The sequence below is a fragment of the Falsigemmobacter intermedius genome (genome assembly GCF_004054105.1).
In the GTDB taxonomy this organism is placed as follows: Bacteria; Pseudomonadota; Alphaproteobacteria; order Rhodobacterales; family Rhodobacteraceae; genus Wagnerdoeblera; species Wagnerdoeblera intermedia.
In genome coordinates, this window is record NZ_SBLC01000013.1 from 14,846 (window position 1) to 27,243 (window position 12,398).

14 protein-coding genes are annotated in these 12,398 nt (G+C 64.3%); 10 read left to right on the forward strand and 4 right to left on the reverse strand.

The window, feature by feature from the left end:
* Positions 1-225: 225 nt before the first annotated feature.
* The gene (locus EP867_RS10560; protein ID WP_128488948.1) at positions 226-1,122 is read right to left on the reverse strand and encodes a LysR substrate-binding domain-containing protein; all 897 of its coding nucleotides are present in this window, start codon (positions 1,120-1,122) and stop codon (positions 226-228) included.
* Positions 1,123-1,243: 121 nt separating this feature from the next.
* Here EP867_RS10560 and EP867_RS10565 point away from each other — a divergent pair, with 121 nt between their 5' ends.
* The 4 genes from EP867_RS10565 (at position 1,244) to EP867_RS10580 (ending at position 4,974) form a co-directional block, all read left to right on the forward strand.
* Positions 1,244-1,747, forward strand: a complete 504-nt coding sequence (locus tag EP867_RS10565) for a pirin family protein (RefSeq protein WP_128488950.1) — start codon at positions 1,244-1,246, stop codon at positions 1,745-1,747.
* A 100-nt stretch (positions 1,748-1,847) separates the two neighbouring features.
* A complete protein-coding gene (gene ycaC / locus EP867_RS10570; protein ID WP_128488952.1) occupies positions 1,848-2,471 on the forward strand; it encodes an isochorismate family cysteine hydrolase YcaC in 624 nt (207 codons plus the stop codon).
* A gap of 63 nt (positions 2,472-2,534) precedes the next feature.
* The gene (locus EP867_RS10575) at positions 2,535-3,152 is read left to right on the forward strand and encodes a glutathione S-transferase family protein (protein WP_128488954.1); all 618 of its coding nucleotides are present in this window, start codon (positions 2,535-2,537) and stop codon (positions 3,150-3,152) included.
* 61 nt (positions 3,153-3,213) lie between these two features.
* Positions 3,214-4,974 (forward strand): monovalent cation:proton antiporter-2 (CPA2) family protein, encoded by a 1,761-nt coding sequence (locus tag EP867_RS10580; RefSeq protein ID WP_128488956.1) that lies wholly within the window; start codon positions 3,214-3,216, stop codon positions 4,972-4,974.
* Between the two features lie 81 nt (positions 4,975-5,055).
* Here the strand turns inward: EP867_RS10580 and EP867_RS10585 are convergent, their stop codons facing one another.
* The 3 genes from EP867_RS10585 to EP867_RS10595 form a co-directional block, all read right to left on the reverse strand.
* A complete protein-coding gene (locus tag EP867_RS10585; RefSeq protein ID WP_128488958.1) occupies positions 5,056-5,625 on the reverse strand; it encodes a L,D-transpeptidase in 570 nt (189 codons plus the stop codon).
* A 99-nt stretch (positions 5,626-5,724) separates the two neighbouring features.
* On the reverse strand, positions 5,725-7,080 hold the full coding sequence (locus tag EP867_RS10590) for an ATP-binding protein (RefSeq protein WP_128488960.1): 1,356 nt from the start codon (positions 7,078-7,080) through the stop codon (positions 5,725-5,727).
* Positions 7,077-7,739, reverse strand: coding sequence for a response regulator transcription factor (locus tag EP867_RS10595; RefSeq protein WP_128488962.1), 663 nt, complete (start codon positions 7,737-7,739; stop codon positions 7,077-7,079). Before EP867_RS10595 ends, EP867_RS10590 begins: the two co-directional genes overlap by 4 nt.
* A 101-nt stretch (positions 7,740-7,840) precedes the next feature.
* On the opposite strand from EP867_RS10595, the gene EP867_RS10600 reads away from it, so the two are divergent.
* The 6 genes from EP867_RS10600 to EP867_RS10625 all read left to right on the forward strand — a co-directional run bounded on the left by EP867_RS10600 (position 7,841) and on the right by EP867_RS10625 (position 12,392).
* On the forward strand, positions 7,841-8,443 hold the full coding sequence (locus EP867_RS10600) for a DsbA family protein (protein ID WP_128488964.1): 603 nt from the start codon (positions 7,841-7,843) through the stop codon (positions 8,441-8,443).
* A gap of 99 nt (positions 8,444-8,542) precedes the next feature.
* On the forward strand, positions 8,543-9,421 hold the full coding sequence (locus EP867_RS10605; RefSeq protein WP_128488966.1) for an MBL fold metallo-hydrolase: 879 nt from the start codon (positions 8,543-8,545) through the stop codon (positions 9,419-9,421).
* A 3-nt stretch (positions 9,422-9,424) separates the two neighbouring features.
* The gene (locus EP867_RS10610) at positions 9,425-9,742 is read left to right on the forward strand and encodes an ArsR/SmtB family transcription factor (RefSeq protein ID WP_128488968.1); all 318 of its coding nucleotides are present in this window, start codon (positions 9,425-9,427) and stop codon (positions 9,740-9,742) included.
* A gap of 47 nt (positions 9,743-9,789) precedes the next feature.
* Positions 9,790-10,218 carry a YeeE/YedE family protein gene (locus EP867_RS10615; protein WP_128488970.1) on the forward strand — a complete coding sequence of 143 codons (429 nt, stop codon included), beginning with the start codon at positions 9,790-9,792 and terminating at the stop codon, positions 10,216-10,218.
* Position 10,219: 1 nt separating this feature from the next.
* The gene (locus EP867_RS10620) at positions 10,220-10,630 is read left to right on the forward strand and encodes a DUF6691 family protein (protein ID WP_128488972.1); all 411 of its coding nucleotides are present in this window, start codon (positions 10,220-10,222) and stop codon (positions 10,628-10,630) included.
* A 16-nt stretch (positions 10,631-10,646) separates the two neighbouring features.
* Positions 10,647-12,392 carry a SulP family inorganic anion transporter gene (locus EP867_RS10625; RefSeq protein ID WP_128488974.1) on the forward strand — a complete coding sequence of 582 codons (1,746 nt, stop codon included), beginning with the start codon at positions 10,647-10,649 and terminating at the stop codon, positions 12,390-12,392.
* The last annotated feature ends 6 nt before the right edge of the window (positions 12,393-12,398 follow it).

Consider the following 12,398-nt stretch of genomic DNA (forward strand, 5'->3'; position numbering starts at 1 on the left):
GCCCGCCACAGGTTCGCGGGCCATCGGGGGTGTCATTGCGCGAGGCCGGAAACATGCGTCCGACAGATCGGTAATAGTTCTGTGAAAATCAGGGGCGGCGGAACTGCGTCAGCGCGAGAAACCGGTTGCGCAGGCCCATGCGGGAGGGGCCGGGAAGGTCCGCCCGCCCTCAGCAGCTCTGGCCCGACACCTGCGCGGGGTTCCACGCCGGTCGGAAATGGCCCCTCAGCGGTCGCCCGCGAAATGGGCGGCGCAGGCCTCGAGGAATTTTCGCGTGACCGGAAGGAGACCCCGGCGATTGGGGTAAAGCGCATGGATAATCCCCGAGCGCGGCTTCCAGCCGGGCAGCGCCTCTACCAGCCGGCCGGACTTCAGAAGCGGCTCCGCCACGGCGCGGGGAAGCTGCACAATGCCGACACCGGCAAGGGCTGAACTCAGCAGCGCGGCCATATCCTGGGTGATCAGGCGGGGGTGGTGCTGGTGCTGCACCTCCTGGCCCTCCGGGCCGCTCAGTGTCCAGAAATGCCGCGTCTGATCGGGATTCCACGAGAGACTCGGCAGCCCGCTCAGCGCCTCGGGGCCGCGCAGCGGGCCCTGCGGCAGGCAGCCCGGCGCGCAGACCAGATGCTGCTCATCTGAGCCAAAGCGGCGCAGCGTGAGCCCGCTGTCCTCAATCGGCTCAAACCGCACGCGGATCGCCAGATCAAACCCCTCGCGCAGAACATCAACGCGACGATGGGTGCTCTCCAGGATCACCACCGCTTTCGGATAGCGCGTCATAAAATCGGCCACCATGGGTGCAAGCTGGAACTGGATCATCGAAGAGGGGCAGGCCACGCGGATGACGCCCTGAGGTTCCGATTTCTGCTGCTCAATCAGATCGCTCGCGGCTTCGGCCTGACTGAGCATGGCGCGGCAGTACTGATAAAAATCCTGACCCAGATCGGTGACGCTGAAACTGCGGGTGGAGCGGCGGACTAGGGCCACGCCCAGACGCGCCTCAAGCGTGCTGAGCCTGCGGCTGACGGTCGAGCGCGGCAGGCCAAGCCGCCGCCCCGCCGCCGCGAGGCCCTGCTCCTCCACCAGCACGGCAAAGAGGGCGAAGTCGTTGAGGTCCATCATGGCAATTGTCTCAAATACGGAACACTGAAATGGCAAATCCCTGCCTATGCCGATTTTCATTCCGGAAATAGAACAATTTTCAGCGCAGGGCCATCAGGGTCCGGCCGGAAAGGAGCCGCAGATGCGTCAGATCGTCAGTTACAACAGCGAGAAACGCCCCCATTGGGTCGGGGACGGCTTCCCCCTCCGCAGCCTTCTGTCGCCTGAGCGCAGCGCTGCGGCGGCCAGCCCCTTTCTGCTGCTCGATGACGCCGGGCCGCATCACTTTGGCCCAAAGGCCGGTGCCCCGCGCGGCGTCGGCGCTCATCCCCATAAGGGCTTTGAGACGGTGACCCTCGTTTCTCACGGCGAGGTCGAGCATCGCGATTCCACCGGGACGGGGGGCGTCATCGGGCCGGGTGATGTGCAGTGGATGACCGCCGGAAGCGGCATTCTGCACCAGGAATATCACTCGGCTGACGTCACGGCCCGGGGCGGTGCATTTGAGATGGTGCAGCTTTGGGTCAATCTTGCGGCGAAGCATAAATCCGCGGCCCCGGGATATCAGAATATGACCCGGGATCTGATCCCCACCGTCACCGAGGGCGCGGCGCAGATCCGGGTGATCGCGGGCCGCTATCACTGACGACAACGCGGGCCGTTACGGGCGTCTGTGACCTGCGGCCCCTCTCCGGTCCCGGGCATCGGGGCCGGACCGGACGACCTGACCTGAAAGGAGAACTCCCATGACCAAACCCTATGTCCGACTGAACAAAGACGATGCGGCTGTATTGCTGGTCGACCATCAGACGGGGCTTTTGTCGCTGGTGCGCGACATCGATCCGGATAAGTTTAAAAACAACGTCCTCGCCCTGGCGGATCTGGCGAAATACTTCAATCTGCCGACCATTCTCACCACGAGCTTTGAGGATGGGCCCAACGGTCCTCTGGTTCCGGAACTGAAAGAGATATTCCCCGATGCGCCCTATATCGCGCGCCCCGGACAGATCAACGCCTGGGATAATGAAGACTTCCTGACCGCTGTGAAAGCCACGGGCAAAAAGCAGCTCATCGTGGCGGGCGTTGTGACTGAGGTCTGCGTGGCCTTCCCGGTGCTCTCGGTGCTGGCCGAAGGCTATGAGGTCTTTGTGGTCGCAGATGCCTCGGGCACCTTCAATGAGATGACCCGCAATGCGGCCTGGGCCAGGATGGAAGCGGCCGGGGCGCAGATGATGACTTGGTTTGGCACCGCCTGCGAGCTGCACCGCGACTGGCGCAATGATGTCGAGGGGCTGGGCGCGCTCTTCTCGAACCACATTCCCGACTATCGCAACCTGATCAACAGCTACACCACGCTCACGTCGAAGTGAACCGAAGGCCTGCGCGGGCGTTGTCCGCGCAGGCGAGCTGCCTGAAATCTGTCGGAGAGATCTATGCCTGTTCTTTATTATGCTGTCGGGGCCTGTTCGCTGGCGCCGCATATCGTCCTCGAATGGATCGGTGCCCCCTATAAGGCGGTGCGCGTGAATTACGGCTCGCCCGAACTTCTGGCGGTTAACCCCGCAGGCGCGGTGCCAACGCTGCGTGAGGAGGATGGCTGGCTTCTGACCCAGGCCGGGGCCATCCTGGATTATCTGGCCCATAAACATCCCGAAGCGGATCTGACCGGCGGCGAGAGCCTGCGCGAGCGGGCAGAGGCGCATCGCTGGTCGGCCTTTCTGACCTCGGATATGCATGCCGCTTTCTGGCCGGTCTTCATGCCCGACCGCTATACCACCGACCAGAGCCCCGAGGCGCGTGCCGCCGTTGTGGCGGCGGGCAAAGCGCTGGCGGCAAAGCAGTTTGCCACGCTTGATCGTCATCTTGAGGGCCGTGACTGGATCCTGAGCCGCCGCTCGGTGATCGATGCCTACGCCTTCCCGATGATCCGCTGGGGCGCGAAACTGCTGGAGGGGGGGCTTGGCAGCTATCCCAATGTGGCCCGTCTGCATGATCGACTGGCGGCAGATCCGGCCGTGCAGCGGGTTCTGGCGCGGGAGAGCGCGCGCTGATCGCGCGAACATCAGGTGCGGCGCCCGGCAACGGGCGCCTTTTTTCCAGTTCAGGTGATTTATGGCCAGTCCGACCGATGCGGCTCATGCCGCTCATGCCGCGTTTGACCCCCTTCCCATCGTTATTCTTCTGGCTGCCGCGATCATCGCGGTGCCTTTGTTCCGGCGCATCGGCCTTGGCTCGGTCTTGGGCTATCTGGCCGCGGGTCTGGCCATCGGGCCCTTCGGCCTTGGCTTTTTCAACGATGCGCAATCCATCATCCATGTCGCGGAACTGGGGGTGGTGCTCTTTCTCTTCGTCATCGGGCTGGAGATGCAGCCCTCGCGCCTCTGGGCCATGCGGGGGGAGATTTTCGGCCTTGGGGCTTTGCAGGTGGGGCTGGCCATTGCGGTGCTGATCTGGGTCGGCGTCGCTCAGGGCTTCCCGATTGAGGCCAGCTTCATCGCGGGCACGGGCTTTGTGCTGACCTCGACCGCCATTGTGATGCAGGTCCTGGCCGAGCGCGGAGAGCTGTCGCATCCGCGTGGCCGGAAGATGGTTGCGGTGCTTCTCTTCGAGGATCTGGCCATCGTGCCCCTGCTGGCGCTGGTGGCCTTTCTCGCCCCGGGCGGGGCAGAGGTGACCCTGGCCGACCGGCTCTGGTCGGTGCTGATCGGGCTTGGTGCGATCCTGGCGCTGGTGGTTGCCGGGCGCTGGCTGCTTGATCCGATGTTCCGGCTGCTGGCGCGCTTTGGCGCGCGCGAGGTGATGACGGCGGCGGCGCTTTTCGTGGCACTCGGCTCTGCCGTTCTGATGGCCAGCGGCGGGCTCTCCATGGCGATGGGGGCCTTTCTCGCCGGGGTGCTGCTGTCGGAATCGAGCTTTCGCCATCAGCTTGAGGCCGATATTGAGCCCTTCCGCGGGCTTTTGCTGGGGCTCTTCTTCCTTGGCGTCGGCATGGCGCTGGATCTGACGATCATTGCGGCCAACTGGTCTGTGATCCTGATCTCGGTGCCCGCCTATATGATCCTGAAAATGCTGGTGATTTACGCGGTCGCGCAGCTTTTCAAAGCCGATCATGCGGAATCCCTCGACCGGGCGCTGCTGATGGCGCAGGGCGGTGAATTTGCCTTCGTGCTTTACGCCAGCGCCACCAGCTTTGGTATTCTGACGCCGGAATGGAACGCCAATCTGACGGCGATCATCATTCTGTCGATGGTCCTGACCCCGCTGATCCTGATCGTGAAGGGCCGCTTTGAACGCGAGGGCAGCCTCTCCACCGAGGATCTGGAGGGGGTTGAGGCCCGGGCCGGGTCAATCCTGCTGATCGGCTTTGGCCGGATGGGACAGGTCATCAGCCAGCCGCTGCTGCGGCGCGGCTATAAGCTGACCATCATTGAAAAGAATGCCGATCAGATCCGCCGCGCCAGAGATTATGGATTTCACGTCTATTTCGGCGACGGCAGCCGCCCGGACATTCTGCATGCCGCCGGTGTGCATGAGGCCCGGCTGGTGATTGCGGCGGGCGATGATGCTGCGGAGACCACGCGCATCGTCACCCATCTCAAGCATGAGCATCCGCTGGTGCCGGTGCTGGCCCGTGCGATTGATCGTCCCCATGCGGTGGAGCTGATGCGTGCAGGCGCCGATTTCCAGCTGCGCGAGACCCTCGACAGCGGCTATGCCATCGCGGGGGCGGCGCTGTCGGCCCTGGGGGAAGCGCCGGGTGAAATTGAAAATCTGCTTCTTGAGACCCGCCGCGCTGATCTTGAGCGGCTTGAGCAGGAATTTCTCGACGCCGATCTGCAGATTGACAAATACCTGATCGGAAACAGCAAATAGCTTTCAGAAAAGGCAATCACTCAGGCCCGGTCGCCCTCGGGACCGGGCCTTTCCTTTTGTCGCAGCGCCTGAGGGCAGGGGTCAGATCAGCAGAACCTGCGTGCCGACCTCGGCGAGGGCGAAAAGCTCAGCCACCTGTTCGTTGTAAAGCCCGATACAGCCCGAGGATGACTTCCGCCCGATCTTGCGGGTGTCATGGGTGCCGTGGATCAGATAGGCGGGCCCGGACAGATAAAGGGCATGGGTGCCCAGCGGATTTTCCGGCCCGGGTGGCAGATAGGCGGGCAGGTCGGGGTCGCGGCGGCGCATATCTGCCGTCGGTGTCCAGTCCGGGCCGGAGCGTTTTCGCACGATCTCGGTGCGGCCCCGCCGTGTCAGATCTTCGCTCATCGGGATTGAGGTGGGGAAAAGCCGATACTGCGTGCCATCCCCCGACCAGTAGTGCAGCGCCCGTGAGGGCAGGTCAGCAATGATGGCCCCCTTGCCCAGGCGGTCAAAATGATCCTGCCAGCGCAGCGCGCGGAAGGAAGAGATATTTCGGGCTCCCGACTGCGCCACTTCCGGCCCTGCGGCGAAAGCCGGCCGGGTGATCAGGGCCGAAGCGCCACCGGCCAGGGTCAGAAGGCTCGCTCTGCGCGTGAGATCTGTCATGCTGTGCTCCTTTTCGCTCAAGGCTCACAGGGCGGGCTTAAGCGGATCTTAAGGCCAAAGGACGCCTCCGCCCCTGGCGGCCGTCCGGCCTTTTACATCTCAGGCCGATCCGCGCCGGAGGGGCAGACGCAGCTCTGCACTCTCGCCGCCACCGATCGCCGGAGCGAGGGTCAGACTGCCGCCCATGCGGGCTGCTGCGGCCTCAGCGATGGTCAGGCCAAGGCCGCTGCCACCGCCGCTTTTCTGCCGCCTGCCCCGGTAGAAGCGCTCGGTGATCCGGGGGCGGTCCTCCGGGGCGATGCCCGGGCCGCGGTCTGAAACCCGGATCCGCAGCTCCTCTCCCGCAACGCCGACCCGGATCGAGACTGCCTCCCCCCGGGGGCTGGCCTGAAGCGCATTTTCGACCAGATTGCGCAGGGCGGGGGCGAGCATAGGCCCGACCAGAGCCTCTGCGGCCTCAGGCGGAAGATCACAGGTGATGGGCACACCCAGATTTTGCGAAAGATTTTTCAGATCCTGCAGCACGTCACTCAGGATCTGCCTCAGGGGCGAAAGCGCCTCCTGCGGCGGGGCGGCAGCTTCGGCTCCGGTCAGATCAAGAAGCTGACGCGCCAGGCGGTCGGTGCGGGCCACGCCGCGTGAAATCTGCGCCAGGGCATGGGCGCGGGTGGCCTCATCCGGGGCCATGGCCGCGATTTCTGCCTGAGTTTTCAGCCCCGCGAGCGGTGTTTTCAGCTCATGGGCGGCAAAGGCGGTGAAGCTCTGCTCGCGCTCCCGCTGGCCCTCGACCCTGGCGAAAAGGCCGTTCAGCGCCGCGATCATCGGGGTCAGTTCCGCCGCCGCGCCCTCTGCGGGCAGCGGGCGCAGATCCTGGGCGCTGCGGTCGCGCAGGAGCCGGGCAAATTCCGACAAAGGCTGCAGCCCCCGGCCCACCCCCAGCCAGATCAGCAGCGCCGGGGCCAGAAGGCCGATGACAACTCCGTTCACCAGCCCCTCGCGCACGGCCAGCGCATCGCCCACCATGACCCGGATGCCAAGCGCTTCATCGACATAGGTATAGACGCGCCAGTGCTGCAGACCCGCCTCTGTGCGGATGTCGCGCTGCGAAAAACCCGAAGCGGCTTCCACGGCCAGAGGCTCTGCAGGGGCCCCGGCGCTTTCGCTTTTCAAGCGGCCGTCCAGCCCCCAGACCTGACAGACAAGCTGGCGCGAAAAGAGCGGCTCATCGGGGCCAAAGAGGCCGCCCGCCCCCGGCTGCGCGTCATGGACCGCACCCGGAAGCCCCTGCCGCCCGATCAGCGAGGCGACCATGCGCGCGCTTTCCTCAAGACGGCGGTCAAGCACATGGCTGACCTCCTGGCGGGTGGAGTGCTGGATCCAGATCACCGCCGAGAGCCAGACCATGCCCGTTGCCGCCAGAAGCGCGATGAAAAGACGCCGCCGGATTGAGATCATGCCGGATCCGCCAGACGGTAGCCCGCGCCGCGCAGGGTGCGGATGAAGCCGGGCGCCAGGCGGGCGCGGAGTTTGTGGATATGGACCTCTACGGTGTTGCTTTCGACCTCTTCCTGCCAGCCGTAAAGCCGCTCCTCGAGCTGGGATTTCGACAGGACGGCCCCGGGATTTTCCATCAAAGCCTGCAGGATCGTAAACTCCCGCAGGCCGAACTGCACCGGGCGGCCCAGATAGGTGCCCGACATCCGCGCGGGGTCCAGCACCAGGCCGTTCCAGCGCATCTCAGGGGCCGCGCGGCCCTGGGCGCGCCGGATCAGCGCGCGCAGCCGCGCCGCCACTTCGCCCAGATCAAAGGGTTTGGCGAGATAATCATCCGCCCCCGCATCAAGCCCCGCAATCTTCGCAGGCGTCTGATCGCGGGCGGTCAGCACCAGCACCGGCAGGCTGTCGCCGCGCCCGCGCATCCCGCGCAGAAGATCAAGGCCCGAGCCGTCGGGCAGCATCAGATCAAGCACCATGGCCTCAAAGCCGGGCTGGCTCAGCGCTTGGCGGGCATCGGCCAGGCTTTCCACGGCTTCGGTCGAAAACCCCTGCAGCCGCAGCCCGACCAGCAGGCCGTCGCGCAGCATCTCATCGTCTTCCACTATCAACACTCGCATCGGGGCACCTGTTCTGACGATGAGGGATTTTGCGGACCAGCCTTAAGCCTGACTTAAGCCGCAGCCACAAGACAGGCCCGGAGGGATCAGGAGAGTGTGATATGCTGACGCGGCGGAGAATGCTGACGATGACGGGCGGCTTTTTGCTGCTCCCGCGTGCCCTTGCGGCGCAGGATGAGGAACTTCGGGCGCTGACCAATACGCCTGACCAGCCCGTGCTTGGCAATCCCGCCGGGGATGTCACGCTGATTGAGTTTTACGACTACCAATGTCCGTTCTGCCGGAAGATCCACGGCGAGGTCACCGAACTGGTGCGCCGGGACGGCCGGATCCGTCTGGTGATGAAAGACTGGCCCATCTTTGGGGGTTCTTCGGTTTTTGCGCATAAAGTGGGGCTCGCGGCGGTATCAATGGGCAAATATGAGGCCGTGCATAACGCGCTGATGAGCCTGCCAGGACGGCGGCTGGCGGAAGCCGATATTGCCCGCGCCGCCAAATCCGCGGGCGTTGAAGCCGATGCCGCCGCCGCGCTTTTTGACCGGCAGGCCGACCGCTGGATGCCGCTGATCTGGCGCAATGAGCAGCAGGCGCAGCAGCTGGGGCTGCAGGGCACCCCGGCCTTCATGGCGGGTCGTGCGATCTATCCGGGGGCGGCCTCGCTGAGCACCCTGCGGGGGATGGTGCAGGAGGCCCGCAGAGGCTGAAAAATTTACGAAAATATATATTATAAAAAAGTATTGCATTATTCATGAAGCGTCCTATCTTTCCTTCAGCAGCGGCGCGACTGCCTGATGGAGAAGATCATGAGCCAGAAACCCGAAGTGACCGGCTTTTTCGATAAACGCACGTCTTCGGTGCAATATGTGGTGGCGGACCCGGCCACCAGGCTTTGCGCGATCATCGATCCGGTACTCGATTTCGATGAGAAATCCGGCCAGACCGCCACGGTGAATGCCGATGCGATGTTGCAGTTTGTGCAGGACCAGGGCCTGAGGGTGCAATGGATCCTCGACACCCATCCCCATGCCGATCACTTCTCGGCCGCCTCTTATCTGAAGGCAAAGACCGGAGCGCCGATTGCGATCGGCGAGAAGGTCCGCGATGTGCAAAAGCTCTGGAAGGGCTTTTACAACCGGCCGGAGTTTCCCGATGACGGCAGTCAGTGGGATAAGCTCTTTGCCGAGGGTGAGGAGTTTATGCTGGGGGATATTCCGGCCCGCGTGATGCTCTCACCCGGGCATACGCTGGCCTCGGTGACCTATGTGATCGGCGATGCGGCCTTCGTGCATGACACTTTGTTCATGCCCGACAGCGGCACCGCGCGGGCGGATTTTCCCGGCGGTTCGGCCAAAGCCCTGTGGGAGAGCATTCAGGCGATCTTTGCGCTGCCGGAGGAGACCCGCCTTTTCACCGGCCATGACTATCAGCCGGGGGGCCGTGCGCCGATGTGGGAAAGCACCGTCGCCGAACAGAAGGCGAAGAACAGTCACATGGCGGTTTATAAGACCGAGGCGGAGTTCATCGCCGCCCGCGAAGCCCGCGATGCCACCCTGCCGATGCCGAAGCTGATCCTGCATGCGCTGCAGATCAACACCAATGCGGGTCGGCTGCCCGAGCCGGAAAGCAACGGACGGCGCTATCTGAAGATCCCGCTGGATCTTCTGCAGGCACCCTGGGGGTAAAAGATGAGTGAGATCAAAGACGTAGCCCCAGCCATTGCGGCCCTCGAAGACCGGGCGGCGGAGGCTACCGCTTTTCTCAAAAAGCTCGCCAATCAGGACCGGCTGATTATCGTCTGCACCCTGATCCAGGGCGAGCGCTCGGTGCGAGAACTGGAAGAAAGCCTCGGTCTGCGCCAGCCAAGCCTTTCGCAGCAGCTCGGCGAATTGCGTCAGGCCGGGATGATTGAGGGCCGCAAAGAGGGGCGGGAGATGTTCTACCGCCTGGCCGATGAGCGCGTCTGCGCACTTGTCGGCACGCTTTACCGTATTTTTTGTAAGTAAGCCCGAAGGCCGCCGCGATGTGGCGGCCGGGCCGGGAAAGGTGTCTGATGACCGAATTCACTCCGCTTATGTCCATGGCCGGAGGCGCTCTGATCGGGCTGGCGGCCGTGCTTTTGATGGCTTTTCACGGCCGGATCGCCGGGATCAGCGGCATGCTGCAGGGCGTTCTTCCGCCTTTTGCCAAGGATTGGGGCTGGCGGGCCGCGTTCTTAGGCGGCGCGATTGCCGCGCCCTTGCTGATTGCCGCCCTGACCGGCTGGCGGCCGGAATTTGCCACGCCCACCCCGAACCTCTGGCTGGTGATCGGCGGGCTGATCGTGGGGGTGGGCGTGCATTTCGCTTCGGGCTGCACCTCGGGGCATGGCGTCTGCGGCATATCGCGGCTCTCGCTGCGCTCAATCCTCGCCACGCTGACCTTCATGTTTACGACCGGCGTCACCGTCTATGTCGTGCGTCACATTCTCGGGGGGTTCTGAGATGCAGATCGTGATTGCAGCCCTGATCGGGCTGATCTTCGGCGCGGGCATCACGCTGGGCGGCATGATCAACCCGGCCAAAGTGCTGAATTTCTTTGACGTGGCCGGCACATGGGACCCGTCACTGGCTTTTGTGATGGGTTCCGCGCTGATTGTGACCGGCATTGGCTACCGGCTTGTGTGGACGCGCCCCGCGCCGGTGCTGGCGGCGAAATTCCAGGTGCCGACGCGCAAAGACATTGACCCGGCCCTGATCGGGGGCGCGGCTCTCTTCGGGATCGGCTGGGGCATCGCGGGCTTTTGCCCCGGGGGCGCGATCCCGGCGCTTGGGCTGTTCGAGCCGCAGGCTTTTCTCTTTGTGGGCTCCATGCTGGCAGGGCTGTTTCTCGCCAGAACCCTTCGCAAATCCTGATCTAAAAGTCTGAGAGATGTCGCCTCTGTCGAAATATCTGCCCATCCTGACCTGGTCGCGCAGCTATGACAGCGCGGCGCTTTCTGCCGATCTGCTGGCGGCGGTGATCGTCACCATCATGCTGATCCCGCAAAGCCTCGCCTATGCGATGCTCGCAGGGGTGCCGCCCGAGGTGGGGCTTTACGCCTCGATCCTGCCGCTGGTGGCCTATGCGATTTTCGGCACGTCCAAGACCCTCGCGGTCGGGCCGGTGGCGGTGGTCTCACTGATGACAGCTTCAGCCGTGGGGCAGATCGCGGCGGAGGGGACGGCGGATTATGCCACGGCGGCCGTGATGCTGGCGCTTTTGTCGGGCGGGATGCTCCTGGCCATGGGGGTGCTGCGTCTGGGGTTTCTGGCGAATTTTCTGTCGCATCCGGTGATCTCGGGCTTCATCACGGCGGCGGGTCTGCTGATCGCGGTGGGGCAGATCAGGCATATCCTTGGCGTTGCGGGCGGGGGCGAGCAGTTCTTTGACACTCTTCTGACGCTGGCAGGCCAGCTCGGCGCGACCAATCCGGTCACTCTCGCCATCGGGCTTGGCGCTCTGGCGGCCCTATACTGGGCGCGCAGAGGGTTGGTTGCGCTGCTGACCCGCATGGGGCTTGGCAAAACCCTGGCTCAGATGCTGGCCAAAGCGGCCCCGATCCTGGTGGTGGCCGTCACCTCGCTGCTGACCTGGGGTTTTGATCTGGCAGGGCGCGGCCTGCGTATCGTCGGCGAGGTGCCCGCCGGTCTGCCACTGCCCGCGCTGCCCTCGCTGAACCCGGGCCTGATTGAAGCGCTGTGGATGCCCGCTCTGCTGATCTCGGTCGTGGGTTTTGTCGAAAGCGTCTCAGTCGGGCAAACCCTGGCTGCGAAACGGCGTGAGCGGATTGACCCGGATCAGGAGCTGATCGGTCTGGGCGCGGCCAATCTGGCCTCAGGGCTGGCGGCAGGCTTTCCGGTGACCGGGGGGCTTGCCCGCTCGGTCGTGAATTTTGAGGCCGGGGCCCGCACACCTGCGGCGGGTGTCTTCACCGCCATCGGCATTGCGCTGGCTGCGATGTTCCTGACGCCTGCGCTTTACTATCTGCCCCAGGCAGTTCTGGCCGCGACCATCATTCTGGCGGTGTTGACCCTGGTGGATTTCGGCTCGCTCAGGCGCAGTTTTCGCTATTCGCGCCCCGATTTCGCCGCCCAGATGGCGACCATTCTGGTCACTCTGGGCCGGGGGGTTGAGGCGGGGCTGATCGCGGGCGTCACTCTCTCCATCGGGCTTTATCTCTGGCGCTCTTCCCGTCCGCATATGGCCATCGTGGGCCAGGTGCCGGGGACCGAGCATTACCGCAATATCGACCGCCATGAGGTGCTGACCTGCGAAGATGTCCTCTCGCTGCGGGTCGATGAAAGCCTCTATTTCGCCAATGCCCGCGCGCTTGAAGACCGGATCAGCGCGGAGGTCGCCGCCCGCCCGGCGCTGCGCCATGTGGTGCTGATGGCCTCAGCGGTGAATGAAATCGATGCCTCCGCCCTCGACAGCCTTTTGTCGATCAATGAGCGGCTGAGTGAGGCGGGGATCACCTTTCACCTCTCGGAGGTGAAAGGGCCGGTGATGGACCGGCTGCAGCGCTCAGATTTTCTCAGCCGCCTGACGGGTGAGGTTCACCTGAGCCAGCACGGCGCCTGCTGCGCGATCCGGGGCGACTGCACGCCGCGCGTGGGGGCCATCGGGCGGGCTTAAGTTTGG